At 72.1% G+C, this 24,250-nt stretch carries 18 protein-coding genes; 5 read left to right on the top strand and 13 right to left on the bottom strand.

The window, feature by feature from the left end:
- Window positions 1-45: 45 nt before the first annotated feature.
- On the bottom strand, window positions 46-1,473 hold the full coding sequence (gene ahcY, locus ACSC1Q_RS20790; protein WP_436760357.1) for an adenosylhomocysteinase: 1,428 nt from the start codon (window positions 1,471-1,473) through the stop codon (window positions 46-48).
- Window positions 1,474-1,694: 221 nt separating this feature from the next.
- On the opposite strand from ahcY, the gene ACSC1Q_RS20785 reads away from it, so the two are divergent.
- Both ACSC1Q_RS20785 and ACSC1Q_RS20780 read left to right on the top strand, forming a co-directional pair.
- Window positions 1,695-2,036 carry a MerR family transcriptional regulator gene (locus tag ACSC1Q_RS20785; RefSeq protein ID WP_436760356.1) on the top strand — a complete coding sequence of 114 codons (342 nt, stop codon included), beginning with the start codon at window positions 1,695-1,697 and terminating at the stop codon, window positions 2,034-2,036.
- A gap of 35 nt (window positions 2,037-2,071) precedes the next feature.
- Window positions 2,072-3,055: a sensor histidine kinase gene (locus tag ACSC1Q_RS20780; RefSeq protein ID WP_436760355.1), complete on the top strand. Its 984-nt coding sequence runs from the start codon at window positions 2,072-2,074 to the stop codon at window positions 3,053-3,055.
- A 177-nt stretch (window positions 3,056-3,232) separates the two neighbouring features.
- On the opposite strand, the gene ACSC1Q_RS20775 is transcribed toward ACSC1Q_RS20780, so the two are convergent.
- The 5 genes from ACSC1Q_RS20775 to ACSC1Q_RS20755 all read right to left on the bottom strand — a co-directional run bounded on the left by ACSC1Q_RS20775 (window position 3,233) and on the right by ACSC1Q_RS20755 (window position 7,281).
- Window positions 3,233-4,162: a cation diffusion facilitator family transporter gene (locus ACSC1Q_RS20775; protein WP_436760354.1), complete on the bottom strand. Its 930-nt coding sequence runs from the start codon at window positions 4,160-4,162 to the stop codon at window positions 3,233-3,235.
- Window positions 4,163-4,227: 65 nt separating this feature from the next.
- Window positions 4,228-5,334 (bottom strand): SIS domain-containing protein, encoded by a 1,107-nt coding sequence (locus tag ACSC1Q_RS20770; RefSeq protein WP_436760353.1) that lies wholly within the window; start codon window positions 5,332-5,334, stop codon window positions 4,228-4,230.
- Window positions 5,331-5,504 (bottom strand): Trm112 family protein, encoded by a 174-nt coding sequence (locus ACSC1Q_RS20765; protein ID WP_012888128.1) that lies wholly within the window; start codon window positions 5,502-5,504, stop codon window positions 5,331-5,333. Before ACSC1Q_RS20765 ends, ACSC1Q_RS20770 begins: the two co-directional genes overlap by 4 nt.
- Window positions 5,505-5,508: 4 nt before the next feature.
- Window positions 5,509-6,864, bottom strand: a complete 1,356-nt coding sequence (locus ACSC1Q_RS20760) for a phosphomannomutase/phosphoglucomutase (protein WP_436760352.1) — start codon at window positions 6,862-6,864, stop codon at window positions 5,509-5,511.
- A 48-nt stretch (window positions 6,865-6,912) separates the two neighbouring features.
- The gene (locus ACSC1Q_RS20755; protein WP_329090499.1) at window positions 6,913-7,281 is read right to left on the bottom strand and encodes a DUF3499 domain-containing protein; all 369 of its coding nucleotides are present in this window, start codon (window positions 7,279-7,281) and stop codon (window positions 6,913-6,915) included.
- Between the two features lie 356 nt (window positions 7,282-7,637).
- Here ACSC1Q_RS20755 and ACSC1Q_RS20750 point away from each other — a divergent pair, with 356 nt between their 5' ends.
- Window positions 7,638-8,093: a metallopeptidase family protein gene (locus ACSC1Q_RS20750; RefSeq protein ID WP_350973096.1), complete on the top strand. Its 456-nt coding sequence runs from the start codon at window positions 7,638-7,640 to the stop codon at window positions 8,091-8,093.
- 38 nt (window positions 8,094-8,131) lie between these two features.
- Here ACSC1Q_RS20750 and ACSC1Q_RS20745 read toward each other — a convergent pair whose 3' ends face one another.
- The 4 genes from ACSC1Q_RS20745 to ACSC1Q_RS20730 all read right to left on the bottom strand — a co-directional run bounded on the left by ACSC1Q_RS20745 (window position 8,132) and on the right by ACSC1Q_RS20730 (window position 15,865).
- Window positions 8,132-9,547, bottom strand: coding sequence for a DUF5719 family protein (locus tag ACSC1Q_RS20745; protein ID WP_436760351.1), 1,416 nt, complete (start codon window positions 9,545-9,547; stop codon window positions 8,132-8,134).
- A complete protein-coding gene (locus ACSC1Q_RS20740; RefSeq protein ID WP_436760350.1) occupies window positions 9,544-12,426 on the bottom strand; it encodes a glycosyltransferase family 2 protein in 2,883 nt (960 codons plus the stop codon). Before ACSC1Q_RS20740 ends, ACSC1Q_RS20745 begins: the two co-directional genes overlap by 4 nt.
- 364 nt (window positions 12,427-12,790) lie before the next feature.
- A complete protein-coding gene (locus ACSC1Q_RS20735; RefSeq protein ID WP_037969494.1) occupies window positions 12,791-13,051 on the bottom strand; it encodes a WhiB family transcriptional regulator in 261 nt (86 codons plus the stop codon).
- A gap of 228 nt (window positions 13,052-13,279) precedes the next feature.
- Window positions 13,280-15,865 carry a hypothetical protein gene (locus ACSC1Q_RS20730; protein ID WP_436760349.1) on the bottom strand — a complete coding sequence of 862 codons (2,586 nt, stop codon included), beginning with the start codon at window positions 15,863-15,865 and terminating at the stop codon, window positions 13,280-13,282.
- Window positions 15,866-16,116: 251 nt separating this feature from the next.
- On the opposite strand from ACSC1Q_RS20730, the gene cofD reads away from it, so the two are divergent.
- The gene (gene cofD, locus ACSC1Q_RS20725; protein WP_436760348.1) at window positions 16,117-17,118 is read left to right on the top strand and encodes a 2-phospho-L-lactate transferase; all 1,002 of its coding nucleotides are present in this window, start codon (window positions 16,117-16,119) and stop codon (window positions 17,116-17,118) included.
- Window positions 17,115-18,434: a coenzyme F420-0:L-glutamate ligase gene (locus ACSC1Q_RS20720; RefSeq protein ID WP_436760347.1), complete on the top strand. Its 1,320-nt coding sequence runs from the start codon at window positions 17,115-17,117 to the stop codon at window positions 18,432-18,434. The genes cofD and ACSC1Q_RS20720 overlap by 4 nt, the downstream gene beginning before the upstream one ends.
- A gap of 177 nt (window positions 18,435-18,611) precedes the next feature.
- Here ACSC1Q_RS20720 and ACSC1Q_RS20715 read toward each other — a convergent pair whose 3' ends face one another.
- The 3 genes from ACSC1Q_RS20715 to ACSC1Q_RS20705 all read right to left on the bottom strand — a co-directional run bounded on the left by ACSC1Q_RS20715 (window position 18,612) and on the right by ACSC1Q_RS20705 (window position 24,053).
- Entirely contained in the window at window positions 18,612-19,484 is an 873-nt protein-coding gene (locus tag ACSC1Q_RS20715) for a tetratricopeptide repeat protein (protein WP_436760346.1), read from the bottom strand.
- Window positions 19,485-19,589: 105 nt separating this feature from the next.
- Window positions 19,590-21,320, bottom strand: a complete 1,731-nt coding sequence (locus tag ACSC1Q_RS20710; RefSeq protein ID WP_436760345.1) for a substrate-binding and VWA domain-containing protein — start codon at window positions 21,318-21,320, stop codon at window positions 19,590-19,592.
- 111 nt (window positions 21,321-21,431) lie between these two features.
- Window positions 21,432-24,053, bottom strand: a complete 2,622-nt coding sequence (locus tag ACSC1Q_RS20705) for a bifunctional FO biosynthesis protein CofGH (RefSeq protein ID WP_436760344.1) — start codon at window positions 24,051-24,053, stop codon at window positions 21,432-21,434.
- Window positions 24,054-24,250: the final 197 nt, after the last annotated feature.

Raw genomic sequence — 24,250 nt, 5'->3', positions numbered from 1 at the left:
GGCCCCCGCGAAGCCGCGGGGGCCGTTGGAACTCGACCGCGGACGTCAGTAACGGTAGTGGTCGGACTTGTAGGGGCCCTCGACGTCCACGCCGATGTACTCGGCCTGGGCCTTGGTGAGCGTGGTGAGCCTCACGCCCAGGGCGTCGAGGTGGAGACGGGCGACCTTCTCGTCCAGGTGCTTGGGCAGCACGTAGACGCCGATCGGGTAGTCGTCGGTCTTGGTGAACAGCTCGATCTGCGCGATCACCTGGTTGGTGAACGAGTTGGACATGACGAACGAGGGGTGGCCGGTGGCGCAGCCCAGGTTCATCAGGCGGCCCTCGGCGAGCACGATGATCTGCTTGCCGTCGGGGAAACGCCAGGTGTGGACCTGCGGCTTGACCTCGGTCTTCTCGATGCCCGGGATCCGCGCCAGGCCGGTCATGTCGATCTCGTTGTCGAAGTGACCGATGTTGGACACGATCGCGTTGTGCTTCATCCGGGCCATGTGGTCGGCCGTGATGATGTCGAAGTTGCCGGTCGTCGTGACGAAGATGTCGACGAGGCCGACGACCTCGTCCAGGGTGGTGACCTGGAAGCCGTCCATGGCGGCCTGGAGCGCGCAGATCGGGTCGATCTCGGTGACGATGACGCGGGCGCCCTGGCCCTTGAGGGCCTCGGCGCAGCCCTTGCCGACGTCGCCGTACCCGGCGACGAGCGCCACCTTGCCGCCGATCAGCACGTCGGTGGCGCGGTTGAGGCCGTCGATCACCGAGTGGCGGCAGCCGTACTTGTTGTCGAACTTGGACTTGGTCACCGAGTCGTTGACGTTGATCGCCGGGAAGAGCAGGGTGCCGGTCTTGAACATCTCGTACAGGCGGTGCACGCCGGTGGTGGTCTCCTCGGTGACGCCCTTGATCTGCGAGGCGACCCGGGTCCAGCGGCCCTCGTCGGTGACCGTGCGGCGGAGCAGGTCGAGGACGACGCCCCACTCCTCGGGGTCGTTCTCACCGGTGCTGGGCACGGCGCCGGCCTTCTCGTACTCGCTGCCCTTGTGGACGAGCATGGTGGCGTCGCCGCCGTCGTCGAGGATCATGTTGGGACCGTCGTCACCGGGCCACGTCAGGGCCTGCTCGGTGCACCACCAGTACTCCTCCAGGGTCTCGCCCTTCCAGGCGAAGACCGGGACGCCCTGCGGGTTCTCCGGGGTGCCCTCGGGGCCGACGACCACGGCGGCGGCGGCGTGGTCCTGGGTGGAGAAGATGTTGCAGCTCACCCAGCGGACCTCCGCGCCGAGCGCGACGAGGGTCTCGATGAGCACGGCGGTCTGGATGGTCATGTGCAGCGAGCCCATGATCTTCGCCCCGGCCAGCGGCTGGGCCGCGGCGTACTCCTTGCGGACGGCCATCAGGCCCGGCATCTCGTGCTCGGCGAGCTGGATCTCCCTGCGCCCGAAGGCCGCAAGAGAAAGGTCGGCGACCTTGAAGTCCATGTGTGGTTACCCCTCTGGTTGATGGTGGCGTTCGCCTCACACCCTCGCCCGTCGCGCTCGTCTCGCGATCGTGCTTCGCTCCAAGGCCGGGCTCGCCGTTCCATCGGAACAGTCGACGCATGCGAGTTTAGGCGGCCGGAACGCCTCCGCGCACCTTTTGAACGGGTAACCTGACACAAGAATGTAAGGTTTCTCGCAAAACCGCTGGAAAGAGGTCACCGATGCGGATCACCGAGGCCGCCGGAAAACTGGGCATGTCTCCCCGGATGCTTCGCTACCGCGAGGCGCTCGGGCTGCTCCCCCCGGTCAGGAACCAGGGCGCGCACCGGCGGTTCGGCCCCGACGAGCTCTCGGCCGTCGCCCAGAGCGTCGAGCTGGAGAAACGGTTCGACATCTCCCCCGCCGAGCTCGCCTTCGCGCTGCGGACCCTGAGCGAACCCGCGGTCGCGCAGGCCGTACGGGACCTGGGGCTGCGGATCGGCCGCCTGCAGGCCCCCCGCAGGGCACTGGACTTCGAGAAGGAGAAGGCGCTGCGCCTGCTCCAACGTCGCTCCCAGGGGTGACGATGCCACACCCCGCGATTGGGAGTATTCCCGGCATGGATTTCATCACCGGGCTGGCCCGCGCGGAGCAGCGGGTCAGCTCCTTCGACAGCCGGAGGGTCGTCGAGTCTCCGCTCACCGACATCGCCGCCGCCGTCGTACTCTCGGGAACCGCGTTCGTGGCGGCCGCGTCCGTGGACTTCGGCTACATCGCGAGAGGGGTGCCCCTGCTGGTCACCGCGCTGCTGGCCACCGCCCCGCAGGCCGTCCGCCGCGGCAGGCCCTGGGCTTCCGCGGCCCTCGTCCTGTTCGGCACCGCCGGAGCGGCCGTGTGCGGCGCGTCCCACAGCCCCGTCCTCGTCCTGACGATCGGCGTCTCCGTCCTCCTCTCCCTCTACACGGTTCTCCGCCGGCTCGGCCGGTGGAGCGCGTGGCTGGTGACGGCCTGCGTCTCCGGCGCCTCCGTCCTCCTCTTCCGCGACGGGTCCAGGAGCGGCCTGGTACTGCTCATGGTCATCGTGGGTGTGGCCGTGACGACGGCACTCGTCGCCGACACGCGGCGAAGCCGCACCGAGGTCAAGGAGGTGCGGGCCGACAACCTGGAGACGCTCAGGAAACAGGCGGCGATGGCCGAGCGGGCCAGGATCGCGCGGGAGATGCACGACATCGTGGCCCACTCGGTCTCGATGATCGCCGTTCAGGCGGAGACCGCGCCCTACGCCCTCAAGGACCTGGGCGACCGGAGCAGGCAGGAGTTCGCCGACATCGCCGCCTCGGCGCGCAACACGCTCACCGAGATGCGCCGCCTGCTCGGCGTGCTGCGCGCCGACGTCACGTCCGCCCCGGAGACCGCGCCGCAACCGGGGCTGGCGCTGCTCCCGGAACCGGTCGGGCAGCACGACGGCGAGGTGGACCTCGACGTGGTCGGCGAGGAGGTGGCGGTGCCCCACGCCGTGGACGTCTCGGCCTACCGGATCGTCCAGGAGGCGCTGACCAACGCCAGGATCCACGCGCCCGGCGCCCGGGTGCGATCGAGCTGACCTACCGCCCGGCCCCGCTGGTCCTGCGGATCACCGACAACGGCCCCGGCCCCTCGGGAGACACGGAGAACGGGCACGGCCTGGTCGTCCCACGCGACCGAGAGGCACGGGGACCGCGGCGGCGTGTGCGCCGTCCGATCCCGGGGTCCCCGTCTCTCCGGACCGGCGGCCCCGGGATCAGACGGCGCCGTTGACGCTGCTCCTGTCGAGGTCGGGCTCCAGGTAGATGACGCGGGCCTCGGGGACGGCCGCGCGGATGCGCTGCTCGGCCTCGTCGATGCCGCGGGCCACGTCGGCGGCCGTGTCGTCGTGGTCCACCGCGATCTTGGCGGCGACCAGGATCTCCTCGGGGCCCAGGTGGAGCGTGCGCATGTGGATGATCCGGGTCACCTCGGGCGCGCTCTCCAGGGCGTCCGCGATGCGGGTCTCGACCTCGGGGCCCGCGCCCTCGCCGAGCAGCAGCGACTTGGTCTCGATCGCCAGGATGATCGCGATCACCGCGAGCAGGACGCCGATCATGATGGTGCCGATGCCGTCCCAGACGGGGTTGCCGGTCACCACGGCCATGGTCACGCCGAAGAGCGCGAAGATCAGGCCGAGCAGCGCGCCCAGGTCCTCAAGGACGATGACCGGCAGCTCGGGCGACTTGGAGCGGCGGATGAACTGCACCCACGACTGGTTGCCCCGGACGTGGTTGGACTCGATGATCGCCGTCCTGAACGAGAACGACTCGGCGACGATCGCGAAGATCAGCACGCCGAAGGCCCACTGGGGGGACGTGAGATCCTCGGGAGCGTGGATCTTGTGCCAGCCCTCGTAGAGCGAGAACACCGCGCCGATGGTGAACAGCACCACCGCCACCACGAACGCGTAGAAGTAGCGCTCCCGGCCGTACCCGAAGGGGTGCTGGGGCGTGCGTGCCCGCTGCGCGCGCTTGCCGCCCAGGAGCAGCAGCGCCTGGTTGCCCGAGTCGGCCACCGAGTGGACCGACTCGGCGATCATCGATGACGAGCCCGTGAAGAGAAACGCCACGAATTTGGCCACGGCGATCGCCAGGTTGGCCGCCAACGCCGCGATGATTGCCTTAGTACCGCCGCCCGCGCTCACGGCAGCCTCCGCTCAGCTCGTTGGTCAAAAAAGCTTGTTCAATCAGGAAGGACGAGACAAGGATCCTATTGCGAAACCCTTGCCTTGAGTTCTGTGATGGCCGACACAGTGGCCGGGTCGACCCCGTACCCGAGAGCGAGGTACGTACTCGCGAAATCCCCGAGCGCGATCAGCGTGGCGAGCCGCTCCAGCGGGTGCGCCCCCTCCGCGGCGATCTGCGTGACCGGGACGCCGCGATCCTCCGCGATCCGCACCGACACCTCACGCTGCCGTACGACCCGGGGGTGCTCGTCCACGTCGCGCAGCACGAAGAGCCGGAGGGACCTGCCGCTCTCGTCGGCGAAGATGTCGCGCTGGGCGAGCGGGCCGTCGAGGGCGGCCACCTGGTCGTGACCCGCCTCGGGGAGCTCACCCCACATCGCCGGATACTTGCCGTTCGTGTTGAGCTGTCCGGCCCACCGGCGGGCCGCGACGGCCGCAAGCGGGGAGGACCCCCAGATCATCGGCACGGTCTCGGCGAGCTCCATGGCGAGCGACTTGCCGGGATTGATGAACGACTCGCTCGCCGGGCGGCAGCGGTGGGCGAGGTCCTCAAGGCGCTTGGCCACCTCCTCGAACACCGCCTCGCCGGCCTCGACCAGCCCGAGCTCGGCGGCGGCGACGACCAGCGGGACCGACAGCGCCCACACCGCGGCGCGCGCCCGCCCGCCACCTCCGACCGGCACGAACGGCGCTCCCGCCTGCCTGGCGATCGCGTGGAGCGGCGAGTCGGGCCCGCCGACGGCGAGCAGGCGGCAGCCCCGGCGAACGGCCTCGGCCGCCACCGCGAGCGTCTCCTCGGTCCCGCCGGAGCGCGACACCGCGATCACCAGATCGGTCGCGCCGACCCAGCCGGGCAGCCGATGAGACCTGACGGTCACGATGGGCAGCGGGGCGCCGTGGCCGCACACCACGTTGAGGATGTCACCGGCGATGCCCGAACCGCCCACGCCGGCCACCACGATCGCCCGTGGCCGGCCGTCCCCGGCGAGCGAGGACAGGCCCGCCTCCAGGGCGGCCCTGCGGGAGGTACGGACCTGCGCGGCCGAGTCGGCCGCCGCCCGCAGTGTGCCCGCCGGGTCGCCCTCGGTCAGCCGTTTCTGGTCGTCGAGCCGATCGGGCTCCCAGTTCACGACTTCCGGGCCTCGTCGACAAGCAGGACCGGGATGTCGTCCCGGACCGGGTAGACCAGGCCGCACGAGGCGGAGGTGCAGGACAGCTCGTCCACCTCGGGCTCGGCTCGCAGGGGGGACTTGCAGTTGGGACAGGCCAGGATCTCCAGCAGCCAGTCGTCGATCTTCACTCGTTCAGCTCCTCACGACAGCAAGGACCTCGTCCCTGATCGCTGCCATTTGAATCTCGTCGGCCGCCTCGGCGTTCAGCCTGAGCAGCGGCTCTGTGTTGGACGGACGAAGGTTGAACCACCATCCGGGACCGGAGACGGTCAGGCCGTCCAGTTCGTCGAAGGTGACGCCGTCGCGGGCCGCGAAGACCTCCCTGACCCGCTCCGTCGCCGCGTCCTGGTCGGCGACCGTGCTGTTGATCTCCCCGGAGGCCGCGTAACGAGTGTATTCGAGAAGAATGTCCGAAAGCGGCTTCTCCTGCTCCCCCAGCGCGGCCAGCACGTGCAGCGCGGCCAGCATGCCGGAGTCGGCGAACCAGAAGTCCTTGAAGTAGTAATGGGCGGAGTGCTCGCCGCCGAAGACCGCGCCGGTCGCGGCCATCTCGGCCTTGATGAACGAGTGGCCCACGCGGGTGCGGACCGGGCGGCCGCCGTGCTCGGCGACGATCTCCGGGACGCCCCTGGAGGTGATCAGGTTGTGGATGATCGCGGCGCCGGGGTGCCTGCCCAGCTCGCGGACCGCGACCAGCGCGGTGATCGTGGACGGGGAGACGGACTCGCCGCGCTCGTCGACCACCCAGCAGCGGTCGGCGTCGCCGTCGAAGGCGAGCCCGATGTCGGCGCCCACGTCGAGCACGGCCTTCTGCAGGTCGCGCAGGTTGTCGGGCTCGATGGGGTTGGCCTCGTGGTTGGGGAAGGTGCCGTCGAGCTCGAAGTAGAGGGCGGTCAGCTCGACCGGCAGCCCCTCGAACACCGTCGGGACCGTGTGCCCGCCCATCCCGTTGCCCGCGTCGACCACGACCCGCAGCGGCCGGATGCCGGACAGGTCGACCAGGGTGCGCAGGTGGTCGGCGTAGCCGCGCAGCAGGTCGCGCCCGGAGACCGTCCCGCCGCCCTCGCCGCCGAGGGTGCCGGAGGCCAGGATCGCGGCGGCCCGGTCGCGGATCTCGACGAGCCCGGTGGCGCCGCCGATCGGCACGGCGCCCGCCCTGCACATCTTCATGCCGTTGTAGCGGGCCGGATTGTGGCTGGCGGTGAACATCACCCCGGGCAGGCCGAGGCTGCCGCTCGCGTAGTAGAGCAGGTCGGTGGAGCCCAGGCCCGCGTTGATCACGTCGGCCCCCCGCGAGGTCGCCCCCCGGGTGAAGGCCGCGGCCAGCGGCACCGACGACTCGCGCATGTCGTACGCCACGACGGCGGTCTCGGCACCGGTCACCTCGACGAAGGCCGCGCCGACCGCCTCGGCGGTCTCCTCGTCGAACTCGTCAGGCACGACGCCGCGGACGTCGTACGCCTTGAAGATCTTGGCGAGGTCGCCCACTCCAGCTCCACCCTTTGCGTCGTGTCCGTGACCCCCAGCCTAGTAGGGTCAGCGGTCGCGCTGGGGCTGAGCGGAGCGCAGCACTCGCAGATGACCTCGGCGGCCGACCTCGACCCCCTGGCCGACCGGCTCGGTGCCACCGCTCGGCGCGGGTCTGGCCGCCTCGCGGACCGCGTTGGCGAGGGCCTCCAGGTCGTCGGTGCTCGGCGGGGCGCCGTCGGTCGGCAGGCGCACCACCTCCCAGCCTCTGGGGGCGGTGAGCCGCTCGGCGTGCTCGGCACACAGGTCGTAGCAGTGCGGCTCGGCGTACGTCGCCAAGGGCCCGAGAACAGCGGTCGAATCGGCGTAGACGTACGTGAGCGTGAAAACGGCAGGCTGACTGCACGCGGTGCGGGAACAGCGGCGGACGGGGCTCACGGTGGGACCGTATCCGGTAAGCGTCCGGGGCGCCACTATCTGAGCGCTCTTAACGAGCGTGTCGCCACAATTCGGACACGTGTCCCGGCTTCCACCCGCCTGTACGGCTTACACCCACTGTCCACACGCCTCCCGCTGTCCACACGCCTCCCGGTGGCATCTCCCCTCGCCCGCGCGCCCACCGCCTATCCGCCCTCCTCCCACCCGCGCACGCGCCGCCACGGCCGCCGCCCGTCCGCGCTCCGGTCACGGCACCTCCTCCCGTCCGGGCACCCGCCGTCTCGCGCCCCGGCCCCGCCCACGCTCCGGCCAACGGCACCTCCCGCCCCCGTACGGGTCACGTCTAAGCTGGGGCCGTGAGCCCGGCACCCGGCAGACCCCGTTCTCCCCGCAGGCGCGACAGGCACGGTCGCGGCCTGCGCGGCCCGCTGGCGCCCTCGCACGTGCCGATCGCCAAGGCCCGCAGCGAGCGGTTCGACGATCTCGTCCTCGACGCCGTCGATCGCCTCAAGCCCCGATGGGCCAAGCAGCTGTCGGCCGTGGAGTTCGCGGTCGAGGAGGTCCCGCCGATCAGCGAGCTGGGCGACGGCCCAGGGCTGCTGACCGGCGAGCCCATCCCGTTCGGGCGGGCCGAGCCCGCGGCGGGGACCCGCCCGGCCGTCGTGATCATCTACCGCCGCCCCCTGGAGAGCAGGGCACGCGACCGCGACCACCTGGGCGCGATGGTCCACGAGGCGGTGGTGGAGCAGGTCGCGGGCCTGTTCGGCCTCTCCCCCGAGTCGGTCGACCCCGGCTTCGACGACCACGACTGACCCGCCGCATCTCAGGCCCTCAGGACCAGGACAGGGCGTCAGGGCAGGACGGTCGCGGCGGACTCGGCGATCGGCGGGACCAGGGCCCACATGCGGGCGGGGGCGAGCGGCTGCACGGTCAGCGCCCGCCCGTCCTTGAGCCGCTCCTCCATGACCCGCCCGCCGTAGACCGGCCCCGAGCCGGGCAGCGGCTGCACGACCACCGCGAAGGGCCCGTCCACCTTCTTGAGCGCGACCTGCTTGGTCCGCGAGGCGGGGACCTCCACCTCGAACGGCTCGCGCGCCTCGCCCTCGCTCGGAACCACCTGCACGCTCACCGCGCCCGCCGCGTCCGGCGCGGTCAGCAGCAGCCAGGAACCCATCTTGCCGCCCGCGCGGTTGTCCGCGACGACGCTGCCCAGGTCGATGGGGACCGCTCCGGCGGTGAAGGCCACGTCGGTCCTCGAACCGGTGCCCGTGGCGACGAGCCCTGCGACGATCGGGCTCTCCGAGGTGAGCACCAGCGCGGACGGCTGGCCGCCGATCCCGCTGGACAGGTCGACGGAGGCGACGGAACCCGCGGGCACCTCGACGAGCTCGCGGCCCTCCAGCGCGTACGTCCCCTCGGGGGTGAGGGCCTTGACCTCCACCAGCGTGTCGATCTCCTCGGCGGAGGCGACGAGCAGCTCGCGCTTCCCGCCGCCGCCGGGGATGCCCGGCACGACGACGCGGGTGGCCGGGGCTGCGGAGACCGGCAGCCAGTCCACGCCGCGCCCGTCGTTCATCATCGCCCGCGCCGCGGCGGTGACCCGCCCCGAGCTGGTACGGACCTGTATCGCCAGGACGAGCGCCGAGGGCGCGAGATCCAGGACCTTGATCGTGCGGCTCTGCCCCGGTTTGAGGGTGAACACGCCTCCGGTGTCGTCGAACACCGGGCCCTCACCCGTGTAGACCAGGATCTCCGCGATGGCCGGGGCGAGGTCGGCGTTGGTCAGGTACAGCGTGACGTCCGCCGCGGCCGGTCCCGGCCCGATCAGCCAGGTGCTCGCCACCGGCTCGGCACAGCGCGTCCCGGCCAGTCCCCGCTGCTTCCCCGACTTCTCCCTGCGGGTCTGCGCCACCTCCAATCCCGCGGCCATGCTCCCGTCGGCCGCGACGACGAGGGGCGGCGACGAGGCCGGCACCTCGTCGTGCCAGAGACGGCCGGGGGCGTCGACGGTGGCCAGGGTCTTGTCCCCGGTGACGAGCGTCGCGGAGCCCGGCTCCCGGCTGCCGGGCGGGGCGACCACCCCGACGGAGGTGTCGCCGGGCGCCGGGCAGACGGCCGTCACCGAGGCGACGGGCACCCTCTCGAACCCCGGCGCGGGGGCGGTGACGGCCGGAGGCTGGGTGGCGTAGGCGACCCCGTACAGGGCGAGCAGGGCCACCAGGACCAGCACCAGCAGGCCGAACCGGTTCTCGATCAGGGATTTCACCGGGCGGCCAGCTCTCTGCGAGGCTCGGACAGGTCCTGGGCGACGGCGGGTTCGTCGGGCTCGGTGCGCGACCCCGGCGCGGCCAGGACCGAGACGATCAGCAGCAGCACGGCCTGGGCCCAGAGCCAGCGGCCGTGCCAGGGGTCGCCCGGCGGGGTGGCGGGAAGGGCGACCGGCTGGGTGAGCCGCCACACGCCGACCGCACGGGACAGGCTCATCCTCGCGAGCGAGGGCTGCGAGTCGAGCGCGCCGCTGATCTCCGGGTCGACGGGCGCGGTCACCACGACGAACCGCACGCCGTGGGCGGCGAGGACCCGGGCGTCGTCACCGCCCCTGCCGGACACCAGCCCGGCCGCGGCGACCCTGACCAGCTCCCTGGGACCGTCGGGGACGGGGATGTCGGCCTCGCCGATCACCGGGGTGCGCCCGCGCAGCACGGTGAAGAGCAGGCCGCCCGGCGACGCGCGCAGCAGCAGGGTCCGCTCGCCGCTCGCGGAGTTCTGCGCGGCGAGGGCGGGCACGACGTCGCGCACGGTCCCGCGGAGCGGTCCGTCCACGCCCTTGGTCATCCACATGCCCGCCGCGAGCAGCGGCGTGGAGAACGCGACCAGCACGACGCCGAACGCGGCGACCCTGCGCAGGCCCCCTGCCTTCCGGAACTCCACGACCCTGTCGGCGGTGAGGGCCGCCACCACGAGCATGCCGGTGGCGGCGAAGGCGAGCGGCACGCCCGGCCAGGCGGGGGCCTCGACGTCGCCGTTGATCGAGGTGACGGTGGTCCTGCTCACCAGGATCGCCACCAGCACGCCGAAGAGCGCGACGCCCCAGCCGACCGCGATGACCATCCGGTTGCGGCGCATCAGCAACGCGAGCAGGCAGGCGGCGAGGAGGCCGCCGGTCACCCAGAGCGGCGGCAGGCCGGGACCGCCGGGGCTGAGCAGCAGCAGCGACCCGGCGGACAGCCCTGGGTCGACCAGCGCGGGCTGGTGCAGCCCCGCCTCCAGCAGGAGCTGCCCCGGGTCGGCGGCCACCTGGGCCATCCAGGGGAACAGCAGGACCACCGGGACGGCGAACGCCACGAGCATCGAGACCGCGACGCCCCTGCGCGGGAAGGCCAGCGCCGCCAGCGCGCCGAGGATCGCGGTCAGCGGGTAGACCAGCGGGGCGAAGGCCGTGCCGACGGCCAGCAGGAGTCCCAGCCCCCAGGCGGCCCGGCGGGCGCGGCGGCGCTCCCCGGTGAGCACCCTGGTGGCGAGCGCGGCGTAGACGGGCAGCAGCACGAAGACCACCGCGGTACCGAGCCGCCCCGCGGCGACCGCGCCGGTGGCGACCGGCAGCAGGGCGTACGAGGAGGCCAGCCAGACCCTGGTCCAGCGGCCGGGGATCATCGACCGGGTGGCCGCGTACGCGGAGATTCCCGCCAGCGGCACGCAGCCGAGCAGCAGCAGCGACACCGCGAGCCACGTCTTGCCGAACAGCAGCGTGGAGAGCACGGCCAGCACCGCCACGTAGGGCGGGGTCCACGCGTCGGTGCCCAGGCCCACCTGGTGGTGGCTCTCGCGGTAGAGGTCCCACAGGTCGGAGGCCCCGCCGATCACCGGGACGAGCGCTCCGCCGCCCAGCCTGGCGCCGCCCGTCACCGCGCGCTCGGCGACCAGCGTGACCACGGTGAGCGCGATGAGGAGCAGGACTCCGGGGTTGCCGAAGACGCGCTGCGTCACCCCGGCGTCGGTGAGCAGCTCCTCGCCGTCCTCCTGCGCGTGCGGCGAGGCGGCCACGGCGTGGTGGCGTCCCTCGGACGCCACGAACCCGCCCCCGGCCAGGTAGCTCTGCACCCGCTCGACGAGCCGCCGGTAACCGGCGCCGGACGGGGTGAGCAGCTTGCCGACCGCCGCGTACGCCTGCCTCCTGCCCTTGGCCCGCGCCCGCCTGGCTTTGATCATCCGGACGGGGTGGCCGAAGACCGAGCCGAACGCGAGGAACTCGTCCAGCGCGTTGGCGGGCTGCTTGGCCACCAGGAACAGCACCGTGCGGAAGAGCGACCCGAAGGCGTTGCGCACCAGCGCCCACAGCAGCGGGCGGGCGGGCAGGTTCGCCATCACGACGAAGAGGGCGTTGCGGCGGTCCAGGCGGCGGGGGTGGTCGCCGCTGGCGGTGATGCGGCGCCGCCGCCGGGTGGCGGCCTCTGCGTGCCAGGCGACGGCCCGGGTGACGTTCTGCACGCGGTACCCGGCGGTCCTGACGCGCCAGCACAGGTCGAGGTCGTCGCGGAACAGCGGCAGCGCGGGGTCGAGCCCGCCGACCTCCTCCCAGACGTCCCTGCGGATCAGCATGCCCGCGGTGGAGACCGAGAGCACGTCCCTGGTCCCGTCGTACTGCCCCTGGTCGAACTCGCGGGGCTCCAGCCCGGTGTCCCTGCGGCCGGTGCGGTCGACGGTGACGCCGACCTCAAGCAGGAGCCGCCGGTCGAGCCAGTCGCGGAGCTTGGGGCCGAGCACCGCCGCCTTGGGATCCTCGTCGGCGGCCTCCAGCAGGAGCCGCAGGGCGTGGACGTCCGGGGCGCAGTCGTCGTGCAGCAGCCAGATCCACTCCCGGCCGCCGCCGGGGCCTAGCCGGTCGAGGACCTCGGCGACGGCCTCGCCGAAGCCGGTCGAGCGCGGCAGGGTGAGCACCGCCCTGGCGCCGAGGGCGCCGGTCAGCAACGCGGCGCTGCCGTCCCTGCTGCCGTTGTCGACCCCGACGACCCGGTCCACCGGGCGGGTCTGCCTGAGCAGGGCTTCCAGGGTCTCCCCCAGCCAGCGGGATCCGTCGTGGGAGACGACGATCGCGGTGACGGTGTGCTGGGGGCGCTGGGGGTGCGGGGGGTCGGTGATGGACATATGTCCCGTGTTCAGGAGTGGTGGTGATCGGCGCGACAACGATACGGCACCCTCTGTCTGACTATGTCTTACACCTGGTCGCGCGCACGAAAAAAGGGTCACGCGACCGACGGTCGCGTGACCCCGTGGACATATTCGTCAAGCGCCTCGGAGAGGCGTCACATGCTTCTGCCAGACCGCTCGACCGTCTTCGGCACGTCTTCGGTGTCCGTCGGCGTCGACCGGTGTTCATGGTGTTCGTGTCGATCAGTTTGATCTGTTTGGTCAGTTTGATCAGTGTTCATAGTGTTCGTCGGCACTCGGACGTCCGGACTGTCCGGATCCTGAAGCGCTCAGGCCTTCTCGCCATCCGGTCGCGGACGGCTCAGACCGCCTCGCGCTTGATCCGGCGGCGTTCACGCTCCGACAACCCACCCCAGATTCCGAACCGCTCGTCATGCTCAAGTGCGTACTCAAGACATTCGGCACGCACCTCGCAGGAGCGGCAAACCTTCTTGGCCTCGCGGGTGGACCCTCCCTTCTCCGGGAAGAACGCCTCCGGGTCGGTCTGCGCGCACAAGGCGCGCTCCTGCCAGCCAAGCTGCTCTTCAGCGATGCTCTCCTGTGCGATGACCAGGTCGGCCACTGCACACCTCCCTGCCGCACGCCCGCAAAATTGGAGCCCCCCTATGAACGCCTCCCCCTTACCCACCCAGAGGAAGGCGTAACAACACGTGTGTAATTACACGCGCGTGCCCGGTGTGGCGTCAAGCGGCATGCTGGTATCCGGGGAAAGACCTGCTCTCCCCGGTTGTGGGTCGTGTGCCTGCCACGACGGCAATTGCACCAGGTGATCGCTTCGACCGCCAGGGGCTCAGTGCTCTCGGCGGTCGGAACCGTACCAGGACATGTTCTGATCCTGACCGGGGCCCACCCTCTCTCTATCCGGGGTTTCCTCATCCGTGACCTGACCAGGGCGTTGTTCGGGCTTGTAGATCGCCGTGGGGTCTATCGGCTGCGAGTCCCAGGTCCTGGCGGCGGGCGCGGGACCGCTCAGCGGGTCCCCCTGGTAGGCGTTCGGGTCGAAGCGGAGCGTCGCCTCCGACTGGGGGTCCCACTGGTGGGACTGGTACGGCGGCGTCTGCGGAGCCGGGGAGGACTGGGAGGACTGGGAGGACTGCGGAGCCTGCGCGGGCTGGGGATTCTGCGGGGCCTGGGGCGCCTGAGGGGTCTGCTGCGGGTGCCCGAACGGGCCCTCGTAGCCCGGGGAGCCGTACTCGGGGACGCGCGGCTGGGACTCGGCGCCGCCCTGCTGGGCCTGCTGCTGGTAGCTCTCCGCCTGCTGGTAGGCCTGGGCCATCTGCTGGGACCTCAGGTCCACCGGGTCGGGCGCGGAGTAGGACGGGTTCTGCTCGGCCTGGCGGGCGAACTCCGCGCCGGAGTAACCGCTGAACGGCTGGCCGTAGTTCTCCGGGGGCTGCGGGAAGGACTGCGGCGGCTGGCCGTCGAACGGCGGGCGCGACCGGTCGTCGAGCGGCCGGCCCTGGCGCCCGTCGGCCGGCGGGTAGGACGCGGGGGCCTGCTGCTCGGGCTGGTGACCGTACCCGGACGACTGCTGCTCCTGCTGGCCAAAGCCCTGCTGCTCCTGCTGCCTGCCGAAGCCCTGGGCCTCGGACCGCTGGTAGCCCAGCGGGTCGGCCTGGGGGTCGCCCTGCGGGTACCCCTGCTGCTCGGGCTGCCGCCGGGAACCCGAAGGCTGCGGCTCCTGCCCGTACGCCGGAGAGACCGGAGAGACCTGGGAGACCGGGGCAACCGGGGAGGTCGGCGGCTCGGCCTGCTGGCCGAAGAGCGGGTCGAACTGCCCGGAGGAGGCGCTCTGCCCGTAGTCGGACTGCGACCGGTCCGAGCGCTGGCCGTACGAGGAGTCGGGCTGCTGGCCGAAGCCCTGCGAGTCGGACTGCCCGTACGACGACTCCGAGTACTGGGAGTAGCTGGGCAGCTGGGGGCTGGAGTGCCGCCCGGAGCCCGACGGCTGCGGCTCCTGCCCGTACGCCGGGGAGGACGGGGAACCCGGGGGAGCCTGGGAGGCCGGAGGGGCTGAGGAGACAGGGGCCGAGGAGACAGGGGGCTCGGCCTGCTGGCCGAAGCCCTGCGACTCCGGCTGCCCGTACGACGACTCGGGCTGCCCGTAGGACGAGGAGTCGGGGAACTGGGGGTAGCTCGGCAGCCGGGGTTCCGTCTGGGCCTGCGGCTCCACCGGGGCGGCGTAGATCGGCGGGTCGTAGGCCGCGGCCGGCGGGTCGTACGGCTTCGCCGGGGCCGGGGGCTGCACGTCCGCCGCGACGTACGGGCTCGGGGTGTAGCTCGCGGCCGGGGCGGCGGGCTGTGACGGCTGCGGAACGGACTGCGGGTAACCCTGCCCCTGTCCCTGCGGCTCCGGCTGCTGGTAGGGGTCGGCCCGCGGGGCGTACGGCTGGTTCTCGGCGGGCGGCGCGTAGGGGGCCTGGGCGTATCCGTCACCGGTCTGGGCGTATCCGTCACCGGTCTGCGGCGCGGGAGACGCCTGCGGCACGGGCGGCGCCTGGGAGGGCGCCTGCCGGCCGTACCCCTCCGGCGCTCCGGCGGAACCGTGCGCGGGCGCGGGCGGGAGCGCGGGGCGGTCGTACGGGGGCTGCGGGGCCGGAACGGGCGGAGCCTCCTGCGGGTAGCCGTGGCCACCCTGCGAGCCCTGGTCCTGCGGGTAGCCGTGACCGCCCTGCGGACCCTGGTCCTGCGGGTGGTGAACGCCCCGCTGGGGCATCTGCTGGGGGCTCTGCGGGCCGGGAACCTGAGGACCTTGAGGACCTTGAGGACCTTGAGGACCCTGGGGGTACGCGCCCTGAGGACCCTGCGGGCCCTGGGGGTGCTCCTGGAAGGGGGCCTGTCCCTGCTGGGGAACGGGCGGCCGGCCGTAGGCGTCGTACCGCTGGTCCTGCCGGTGCTCCGGGGAGCGGCCGAAGCCGCCGTCCTCGCGGAGGGCGCCGGCGCGCGAGCCCGCGGGGACCGCCTTCGGCAGCACGTACAGCAGCGCGACCGCGGCCAGCGCGAGGGCGGGCAGGTTGACGAGGAGGAACTCGACCTTCCTCAGGAAACCCTCGACCCCGCCGAACAACCCACTGACCAGGCCGATCAGGCCGAACAGCACGGAGAGCCCGAGCGTGCCGGCCACCACGAGGGCCATCGCCTTCAGCCGCTGGATCACCGGGCCGAGGTTGGTCGCCAGCAGCACGCCGCCGACGAGCAGCGCGGGGACGACCGGCGAGGTGAGCCGCCCCAGGGAGTCAGCCGCGCGCTCGGCGAAGGACGACGATCCGCCCCCGACCAGCAGGCGCTCGATGCCGACGAGAACGCTCGCGGACGCGACGGCGACCATGAGCCACGCCGCCGGTTCTCGGAGCCGGACTGCCTCGACATTGATCACAACTACCCCCATAGGGTCTTTAGGTAAACCCGGGTCAGTTTTGCACATGGCTGACTTTGCTGCCGGTGGTCCCAGGAAGCCCACCAGTCCCATAAGTACTCCATTACACCCTATAAGCCCACATTTCGGGCGGCCAATCAGGCGATCCGGCCAGGGTGGACACCTCCCATAACGATCATGAAAAGCCTACTGTGAACCGCCCGCGGACACCCCGCCAACAGGCTCGGTGACCTAGTGGAACACTGGACGGCATGCGCATCGTGTCCCTCGCCGGCGGCATCGGCGGCGCCCGTTTCCTGCGGGGCCTCCTCACCACGGCCCCCGATTCCGAGATCACCGTCATCGGCAACACCGGTGACGACATCAGCCTCTACGGCCTGCGGGTCTGCCCCGACCTCGACACCGTGATGTACACGCTGGGCGGCGGCATCGACGAGGAGCAGGGCTGGGGACGGCGGCAGGAGTCGCACGTCGTCAAGGAGGAGCTGGCCGCCTACGGCGTCGAACCGCAGTGGTTCGGCCTCGGCGACCGCGACTTCGCCACCCACATCGTCCGCACCCAGATGCTCGACGCCGGATATCCCCTGTCCGCGGTCACCGAGGCGCTGTGCGCCCGCTGGCGGCCGGGCGTACGCCTGATCCCGATGAGCGACGACAGGACCGAGACCCACGTGGTCATCTCCGACGAGCGGGGCCGTCGCGCCGTCCACTTCCAGGAGTGGTGGGTGCGGCTGCGCGCCTCGGTCCCGGCCGAGCAGATCATCCTGGTCGGCGCGGACGAGGCCTCCCCCGCACCCGGCGTGCTGGAGGCCGTCGCCGCCGCCGACGCGGTGATCCTCCCGCCGTCCAACCCGGTCGTCAGCATCGGCACGATCCTGCAGATCAAGGGCATCCGCGAGGCCCTGGAGGGCAAGACCGTCGTCGGCGTCTCGCCCATCGTCGGCGGCGCCCCCGTCCGGGGCATGGCCGACGCCTGCCTGACCGCGATCGGCGTGGAGACCACCGCGCAGGCGGTCCTCGAACTGTACGGATCGCCGCTGGTGGACGGCTGGCTGGTCGCGGAGGAGGACGCCGGGGTGGCCCTCGACGGCGTCGAGGTCGAGGCCCGCCCGCTGATCATGCACGACGTCGAGGCCGCCGCCGCCATCGCCCGCGCCGCCCTGGACATGGCCGTACGGCTCGCGGGCCGGGACGCCTCCCCTCCGGCGCCGTACGAGAAGGCCCCCTCGGTCCGTGAGGAGGGCGCGCGATGAGCCGGCTCAGGCGCGGGCGGGAGGAGTCCGCCGACGTGAGGCTGGAGATCTTCCCCGTACCCGGCATCCCCGAGGTGCGCGAGGGCGACGACGTCGGGGAGCTGATCGCCACGGCCATGCCGGACCTGCGCGACGGCGACATCCTCGTGGTCACCTCGAAGATCTCCAGCAAGGCCGAGGGCCGGGTGCTGCGCGGCGTGAGCCGCGCCGAGGCGGTCGGCGCGGAGACGAGGCGGGTGGTCGCCCGCAGGGGTGAGACCGTGATCGCCGAGACGGCGCACGGGTTCGTGATGGCCGCCGCCGGGGTCGACGCCTCCAACACCCGTCCCGGCACGGTCGTCCTGCTTCCCGCCGACCCGGACGCCTCCGCCTCGGCCGTGCGGGCGCGCGTCAGGGAGCTGCTCGGCGTGTCGGTCGGCGTGGTCGTCTCCGACACCTTCGGCCGCCCGTGGCGCAACGGCCAGACCGACCTGGCCGTCGGCCTCGCCGGGGTGACCCCCGCGCTCGACTACCGGGGCATGTCCGACGACCACGGCAACGCGCTGGAGGTCACCCTGACCGCGGTCGCCGACGAGTTCGCGGCCGCCGCCGACCTGGTCAAGGGGAAGGTCGCGCAGACCCCGGTGGCGGTGATCAGAGGTCTGGCGGAGTACACCACCGAGGACGACGGGCCGGGGGTCGGCGAGCTGCTCCGCCCGTCCGCCGACGACATGTTCCGGTACGGCTCGCGCGACGTGGTCTTCGCCCGCAGGACCGTCCGCGAGTTCTCCGCGGAGCCCGTGGACGGCGCCCTGGTCCGCAGGGCGGTCGACGCCGCGATCGCCGCGCCCGCGCCGCACCACACCACCCCGTGGCGGTTCGTCCTGCTGGAGTCGGCCGCGACCCGCGAGAAGCTGCTCGACGCCATGCGGGAGGCCTGGATCGCCGACCTGCGCGGGGACGGCTTCTCCGAGGAGTCGATCGTCAAGCGGGTCAGGCGGGGCGACGTGCTGCGCGCGGCCCCGTACCTGGCGGTGCCCTGCCTGGTGATGGACGGCTCGCACACCTACGGCGACGACCGGCGCGACGCGGCCGAGCGGGAGATGTTCGTGGTCGCGACCGGTGCGGGGGTCCAGAACTTCCTGGTCCAGCTCGCGGTGGAGGGGCTGGGCTCGGCGTGGGTGTCGTCCACGATGTTCTGCCGCGACGTGGTCCGCGAGGTCCTCGACCTGCCGGCGGGCTGGGACCCGATGGGCGCCGTCGCCATCGGCCACCCCGCCGCCCCGCCCAGGGACCGCGCCCCCAGGCGGGCGGCGGACTTCATCGTCGTCCGCTAGGACTCTCCCCGATTTCCTCGCCTTCCCCGACTTCCTCGCCTTCCCCGTCGTCCGCCGGACCGGTCCGGGGCCGGGTCCTGACGGGGTCGGGTCCTCCCGTTCGGAGTCGCCCCTGTCCGGACCAGGTCTGCCCGTTCGGGACTGCGCGGACCTGTTCGGGGCCCGGTTCCGGCCGGGTCAGTTCTCCTCGTTCCCGTCGAGGTTCCCGTCGAGTTCCATCGCCCGGTTGATGTCGACGAGCGAGTCCTCGTAGCGGCCGAGGGCACGCAGGACCTCGCCCCTGCGGATGTAGGCCCAGGTGTACTCGGGGTCGATCTCGATCGCCCTGCTGAGATCGGCCACCGACTCCTCGTACCGCCCGAGCTCGTGCATGACCGCCCCGCGGCTCGCGAGGGCGCGGTCGTTGCCGGGCTCAAGCTGGAGGGCGTGGTTCAGGTCCCCGAGCGCCTCGTCGAACGCGTCCATCATGCGGTGCGTCTCCCCGCGCGAGACGAGCGCCCAGACGCTGTTCGGCTCCAGGCTCAGGGCGTGGGAGAAGTCGACGAGCGCGTCCGCGTAGCGGTCCATCTGGTAGTACAGGTCGCCGCGGGCGTTGTACAGGTCGGCGTCCTCGGGGGCGATCATTATCGCCCGCATCAGGTCGGTCTCCGCGTCGTCGTACCGTTCGAGCCCGCGCAGCAGCCTCGCCCTGTCGCCGAGGAGCCAGACCTGGTCCGGGGTCAGCTCGATCGCGCGGTCGAAGTCGGCCAGGGCCTCGGCGGACCGGCCGAGCGCCGCGTACGCCTGGCCCCGGCTGCCGATCGCGAACGCGTACCCGGGGTCGATCCCGATCGCGCGGTCGAAGTCGGCGACCGCCTCCTCGAACCGCTCCATCCTCCGGTACAGCTCGCCCCGGTTGGCCCACGCGACGTCGTCGCCGGGGTTGAGCCCGAGCACCTCGGTCAGGTCGGCGGCCGCCTCCTCGAAGCGCTCCATCTCCGTGTAGGTCTTGGCACGCTCGATGAGCAGCCTCCGCCGCTGCCCGCCGCCCCCTGAACTCGCCTCGCTCACACGCCCAGCCCTCTCTCTAGATCACCCAGCGGTCGTAGGCAGTACGCCCCGACAAGACAGCACATTTCATCATGTGTACCTGGTCGCGGGCGAGGAGAGCGACGCTCAGGCGGGGGTACGGCAGGTGGGGTGGCACAGCCGCCTGGCGAGGGCGGACAGGAAGACGTCGATGATCTCCTCCGGGCCCTGGGCGACGTGCAGAGAGCCGTTGGTGACCGAGGTGACCTGCGTGAGCGTGGCACGGTCGAGGTCGGTGCCGAAGGCGAGGACTACGACCTGGACCGGCGCCTCCGGATCCCACTCCTCGCGCAGCGCCCGCACCAGATCGGCGCCCGAGACGCCCTTGCCGTCGTCCTTCCCGGCCGTGATGACGACCAGGGTGTTGTTCATCTCCTCGTCGTAGACCTTGGTCATCTCCCGGAACCCGGCGAGGATCGAGTCGTACAGGGCGCTGGGCTCCTTGGCGGAGGCGCGCAGGGTGCGGGTCAGCTCCTCCAGGCGGCCGCGCCGGACGACCTGGCCGCCGTCGGGCTCGACGACCGGGCCGACGCGCACCCGTTCGCGCTGGTCGGGGCCCTTGGCCGAGGAGAAGTCCCACAGGCCCATGTGGGTGGAGTCGGGGAAGAGCTGCAGGCCGAGCCTGGCGGCCTCCAGGGCGACGGTGAGCCTGGTCTTCCCCTTCCGGCCCCTGATCGGCTCCGCCATGTGCCTGCCGGTGTCGGCCATGACCAGGATGTTGGTCGGCGGGGCGAGCCTGCTCCACGCCTCCAGCGCCTCGTCGATCATGGCGGGCAGGATGGTCGGGCGGGTGCGGGGCGCCTCGGTGGGGATCTCGGGTCCGGGTGAGTACGGGCCCAGGGAGCCGTCCGCCGAGCGGAACCCCGCCCTGCGGGCCCCCTCCTGGGTCTCCGGGGAGTGTAGCCAGGCGGCGAAGGCCCGCGACCCGCCCGCCCTCGCCTCGTCGGAGGAGGTGACCACGTACGGGTAGTCGAGGTTGATCGTCCCCTCGCGGGGGTGCAGGGCGACCACCGGGTCGTCGGACGGCAGCCGGTTGTGCGCCCACACCGCCGACTCCGGCACGATCACCACCGGCCGTTTCCAGAAGGAGCGGTCGTCGACGGTGGCGAGCATGCTCCGGTAGTCGGGCGCCGACCCCGCCTGCGCCCAGCGGACGAACGCGGTGAGCGCCCGGTCGGCCTCGGGGCCGCTGCCGACCACGTCCCTGGCCGCGGCCACGGTGGCGATCCCGGCCCCCGCGAGCGACGGGTCGGGGACGCGGACCACGTCGGGCTCGTTCTCGTTCGGCCGGATCCGGCCCCGGGTGGTCGAGGGGAAGACCATCCGCCAGTTCATGTCGGTCCTGCCCAGGGCGAAGCGCCGGGCGAGGGACTTGCGGGTGGCGAAGACCAGGGGCGAGGTCGCCACGACGGTCTCGGTCCCGGCCAGGTCCGCGGCCCCCTGCTTGCGGGCGAGGCGGATCCAGGCCGAGGAGTCGGAGATCCAGCCGTCCGGGCGGCTGCTGAGCACCCCCGCGGTGCCGCCGAGCAGGGTCCGCAGCACGGTGGCGGGCGGCTGCTCGGTCACCTGCACCAGCACGCACCGGCCGTCGACGCCCGTCCGGCTCCGGTTGAACCGCCCCGCCGCCTCCATCACGGCCGGGGCGATGTCGACGGCGGCGGCGACGCCGACCAGCACCGGGTCGCGGGCCGAGCACGAGTTCCCCACCCGGCCGGACACCAGGACGGCACCGCCCGCCAGCGCCACCGCGATCGCGACCGCCGCCAGCGACAGGCGCAGGCGGGCCTGCCGCCGGCGCCGCGCGATGCCGGCGGCCACACGGTGTCGACCGGAGGAGGACAAACCCGTACCTCTCCCTACATACGGCTACAAGAGAATGATGATTGTGCCCACGAACCTCTCACGAAAGGCGGTCAGATGTAGAACTCGTTATAATTTTGCCGACGGCTCCAGGGAGAGCAGCGGGAGCGCGTTGGGGCGGGCATCGGGGCGGACGCTGCGGCAGACGCCGTCGCTCGCCCTGGCCGCGGCCACCCGTTCGGCGTCCGGCACGCCGTAGGAGGTGGTCCGCTGCCGGACCGGCCTCCCGGTCGGGGCGACCATGGCCTCGATCTCACTGATCGTCTTGAACGAGCCGTTCTCCGACCCGGCCATCCTGCTGATCGTCTCCTCCATGAGCGTGCCGCCGAGGTCGTTCACCCCGCCCAGCAGCACCTCGCGGCAGAGCCCGTCCTGGAGCTTCACCCACGAGCACTGGATGTTGGAGATCGCGCCGTGCAGCAGTACGCGGGCCAGCGCGTGCACGGCCCGGTTCTCCCGCGCCGTCGGCCCGGGGCGGGCGATCCCCGCCAGGTAGATGGGCGCGCTGTGGTGCACGAACGGCAGCAGCACGAACTCGGAGAACCCGCCGGTCTCCTCCTGGATGCGGCGGATCAGCCGGATGTGCTGCACCCAGTGCGCGTGGTTGTCGACGTGGCCGTACATCATCGTGGAGGTCGTCGGGATGCCGACCCGGTGCGCGGTGGAGATGACCTCGACCCACTCCCTGGTCGGGAGCTTGCCCTTGGTCAGCACCCAGCGGACGTCGTCGTCGAGGATCTCGGCCGCGGTGCCCGGCAGCGAGTCGACGCCCGCCTCCCGCGCGGCGACCAGCCAGTCCTCGATGGACAGGTTGGTACGGCTGGCGCCGTTGATGACCTCCATCGGCGAGAACGCGTGGACGTGCATCTCCGGCACCCTCGCCTTGACGGCCCTGGCGATGTCGAAGTACGCGGTGCCCGGCATGTCGGGGTGGATGCCGCCCTGCATGCACACCTCGGTCGCCCCGGCCTGCCACCCCTCCCAGGCGCGGTCGGCGACCTGCTCCAGCGAGAGGGTGTAGGCGTCGGCGTCGGTACGGCGCTGCGCGAAGGCACAGAAGCGGCAGCCCGTGTAGCAGACGTTGGTGAAGTTGATGTTCCGGTTCACCACGTAGGTGACGTCGTCCCCGGCCGCCTCCCGGCGCAGGCCGTCGGCGATCCGGCAGAGCTCGTCCAGCGCGGCGTCGTCGGCGCCCGCGCCGTCCTGGTCCCCGGCGAGGTCCAGCAGGACGAGCGCCTGGGCGTCGCTCAGCCCCGCCGGATCGCTCTCGGCCTGCCGCAACGCCTCCCTGACGTCGCCCCGCACGATCGAGGAGGCGGCGGGCAGACGCTCCCTGAGCGCCTCCCAGTCGCCGTACACGTCGTCGAAGTCGTCGCGGCGGTCGGCGCTGCGGCCCTCGGTGTCGACGGCCGTGTGCAGGTCGACGCGGCCCACGGAGACGAAACCGCCGTCAGGCTCCTGCCAGGGACGGCCGGTCAGGACCGCGTCCTCGCGGGCGAGCCCGGTCTCCGGGTCCGCCAGGGCGGCCACGTGCGCGTTGAGCCTCGGGTCGAGCCAGGGCTCCCCGGCCAGCACGAACTCGGGGTAGATGGTGAGCCGCTCGCGCAGCGCGAACCCGGCGGCGGCCGTGCGGGCGGCGAGGTCGTCGATCTGCGGCCAGGGACGCTCGGGGTTGACGTGGTCGGGCGTGAGCGGCGAGACGCCTCCCCAGTCGTCGATGCCCGCCCTGATCATCAGCTCGTACTCGGAGTCGACCAGGTTCGGCGGGGCCTGCACCCGCATCCTCGGCCCCAGCACCAGCCGGGTCACCGCGATGGCGGCGGCCAGCTCCTGCAGGTCGGCGTCCGGCATGCCGCGCATCGCGGTGTCGGGCTTGGCGCGGAAGTTCTGGACGATGATCTCCTGGATGCCGCCGTACTCGCGCGCCACCCTGCGCAGCGCGAACAGCGACTCGGCGCGGTCCTCGACCGTCTCGCCGATGCCGATGAGGATGCCGCTGGTGAACGGCACGTTCGTCCGCCCGGCGTCCTCCAGCACCCGCAGCCGCACGGCGGGGTCCTTGTCGGGCGAGCCGTGGTGCGCCTGCCCCTTCTCCTCGAAGAGCCGCCGCGAGGTCGTCTCCAGCATCATGCCCATGGAGGGCGCGACCGGCTTGAGCCGCTGCAGGTCCTGCCAGGTCATCACGCCCGGGTTCAGGTGCGGCAGCAGCCCGGTCTCCTCCAGCACCCGCACGGCCATCGCGCGGACGTAGGACAGCGTGTCGTCGTAGCCGTGCGCGTCCAGCCACTCGCGGGCCTGGTGCCAGCGGTCCTCCGGCCGGTCGCCCAGGGTGAACAGCGCCTCCTTGCACCCCAGCGCCGCCCCCTGCCTGGCGATCTCCAGCACCTCGTCGGGGCTCAGGAACAGGCTTTCCAGCTTGTGCGGGGCGGTGGCGAACGTGCAGTATCCGCAGCGGTCGCGGCAGAGCCGCGTCAGGGGGATGAAGACCTTGCGGCTGTAGGTGATGATCCCTTGTCGTCCGACCGCCTCCAGGCCCGCGTCCCTCACCCTCCCCGCGTGGTCGAGGAGGGTTTCCAGATGTTCGTCCCGCGCGTGCAGCAGGACGGTGGCTTCGGCGGTATCGAGAGCTTTGCCGTCGCGGGCCCTGGCCAGAGCCCGGCGCATCGCGTTGTCGGTGGGGTTAGCGCTCATGACGGCACAGTACGGCGCGACACGAACATGCGGGGCGGCGGGTACCCCTCGCGGACCCGGCCCCCCACAGACGGCACGTGCCGGGCAGAGAGCCCGACACTTCAGATCTCCTAAAGCATGCGGTCAAGTAAGTCTCGATAGACGTAAATACTTGCAGGTGCATAAATTAGAGACGTCAACCGGAAGCCTCCGCACTC

This window comes from Streptosporangium heterodermiicola, assembly GCF_051390675.1.
Classification (GTDB): Bacteria; Actinomycetota; Actinomycetes; order Streptosporangiales; family Streptosporangiaceae; genus Streptosporangium.
Note: the sequence above shows the minus strand (reverse complement) of the source record. Positions and strands in the feature narration are given on the sequence as shown.

Excerpts from the sequence above, each read along its gene's own strand:
- ahcY (WP_436760357.1), bottom strand. The coding sequence starts at position 1,473 with ATGGACTTCAAGGTCGCCGACCTTTCTCTTGCGGCCTTCGGGCGCAGG.
- ACSC1Q_RS20785 (WP_436760356.1), top strand. The coding sequence starts at position 1,695 with ATGCGGATCACCGAGGCCGCCGGAAAACTGGGCATGTCTCCCCGGATG.
- ACSC1Q_RS20780 (WP_436760355.1), top strand. The coding sequence starts at position 2,072 with ATGGATTTCATCACCGGGCTGGCCCGCGCGGAGCAGCGGGTCAGCTCC.
- ACSC1Q_RS20740 (WP_436760350.1), bottom strand. The coding sequence starts at position 12,426 with ATGTCCATCACCGACCCCCCGCACCCCCAGCGCCCCCAGCACACCGTC.
- cofD (WP_436760348.1), top strand. The coding sequence starts at position 16,117 with ATGCGCATCGTGTCCCTCGCCGGCGGCATCGGCGGCGCCCGTTTCCTG.
- ACSC1Q_RS20720 (WP_436760347.1), top strand. The coding sequence starts at position 17,115 with ATGAGCCGGCTCAGGCGCGGGCGGGAGGAGTCCGCCGACGTGAGGCTG.
- ACSC1Q_RS20705 (WP_436760344.1), bottom strand. The coding sequence starts at position 24,053 with ATGAGCGCTAACCCCACCGACAACGCGATGCGCCGGGCTCTGGCCAGG.